Here is a 1,396-nt window from a genome sequence, read left to right on the forward strand (position 1 = left end):
GCCCTTCCCGCACGTCCGGACGGGGTCGTCCGGCGGGCGGTGCGTCAGCCCTTCTGCGCGGCCAGCTCCTTGGCGGCCTCCGTCAGGTCCTTGGCGGTGTCGATGGCCCTCCAGTAGGCGCCCTGGGGCAGCGGGAACCCCGCCAGCCGGCGTTCCCGGGCGAGGCGGGGGAAGGTGGTCCGCTCGTGGTCGCCGAGGTCGGGGAGGAGTTCCGTGAAGGCCGCGGAGAAGACGTACACGCCCGCGTTGATCAGGAACGGCGAGGGCGGTGCCTCGATGAAGTCGGTGATGTGGCCGAAGGCGTCGGTCTCGACGGCACCCCACGGGATGTGGGGGCGGGCCAGGGCGAGCGTCGCCAGGGCGTCCCGCTCGGTGTGGAAGGCCGCCATCTCGCGCAGCGAGAAGCGGGTCCAGATGTCTCCGTTGGTGGCGTACCAGGGCCGGTCCGGGTCGGGCAGGTGGGCGGCGGCGTACTTGAGCCCGCCGCCGCGGCCGAGGGGCTCGGTCTCGACGACCGTGGTCACCTTCAGCGGCAGGTCGGCGCCGTCCAGCCACTCCTGGAGCACTTCGGCGAGGTGACCGCAGGAGACGACGGCGTCGGTGACGCCCTCGGCGGCCAGCCAGGAAAGCTGATGGCCGATGATCGGGGTCCCGGTGCCCGGGATCTCGACCATCGGCTTGGGGCGGTCGTCGGTGTAGGGGCGGAGCCGTGAGCCCTGGCCGCCCGCCAGGACCACGGCCTGCGTCGGAGTGGTGTGCATACGGGGAACGATAGGCGCCCCGTAGGCATCGGTCCGGTCAGCTCGCGGGGATTCAGCTCGCGCGCATCACGCCGCTCGCGTAGGAGGTGTCGCAGACCGGGCGGGAGTAGGACTGGGCCCGGGAGGGGCCGTACTGCTCGACGGCGGCGCGACCGAGGGCGCGGGCGATGGAGAAGCAGTACTGGGCGAGGGAGGGGCGGTTCTCCACTTCGCGCTGCAGGTGGGTGAGGGCCGTGCCGGGGTCCTTCTCCTGAAGCTCTGCGAGGAGCCGGTCGCGGAGAATATCCTGCGGGGCACGGGACTCGGCCTGGGTGGCGAAGTCGGCGGAGGAGGCCGTGAGCTGGGTTCCGGAGTCCTGGCCGGCCCACGGAACGGCGGACACCGCGAGCGTTCCCGAGAGCACCAGGACGACGGGCAGGACGAGGGCGAGAGAGCGGCCGATTCGGCGGGCAGTGTGCGTCACGCAGGCGAGCGTAGCGGCCGGTAGTGATATGGCGACATTTAGTCACTCTCGCGAGGGATGGTTCGAGGCGACTTTTCGAATCCCCTGTTGACGCGGGGGTGGGTCCGGGGCCCTGGATGCCGGGGTTTTACGCAGTAAGCCCATTTAAACGAGCGGCCCCGCATCCGTGGCG

General features: G+C 71.3%; 2 protein-coding genes. Both read right to left on the minus strand.

The window, feature by feature from the left end:
* Nucleotides 1–44: 44 nt before the first annotated feature.
* Nucleotides 45–761, minus strand: coding sequence for an NDP-sugar synthase (locus ACFW2Y_RS35870; protein WP_384887952.1), 717 nt, complete (start codon nt 759–761; stop codon nt 45–47).
* 52 nt (nt 762–813) lie between these two features.
* A complete protein-coding gene (locus ACFW2Y_RS35875) occupies nt 814–1,224 on the minus strand; it encodes a hypothetical protein (protein WP_384887955.1) in 411 nt (136 codons plus the stop codon).
* Nucleotides 1,225–1,396: the final 172 nt, after the last annotated feature.

This window comes from Streptomyces sp. NPDC058877, from assembly GCF_042742855.1.
Taxonomy (GTDB): Bacteria; Actinomycetota; Actinomycetes; order Streptomycetales; family Streptomycetaceae; genus Streptomyces.

Bases quoted from the DNA above. Each gene is read 5' to 3' on its own strand.
- ACFW2Y_RS35870 (WP_384887952.1), bottom strand. From the start codon at position 761: ATGCACACCACTCCGACGCAGGCCGTGGTCCTGGCGGGCGGCCAGGGC.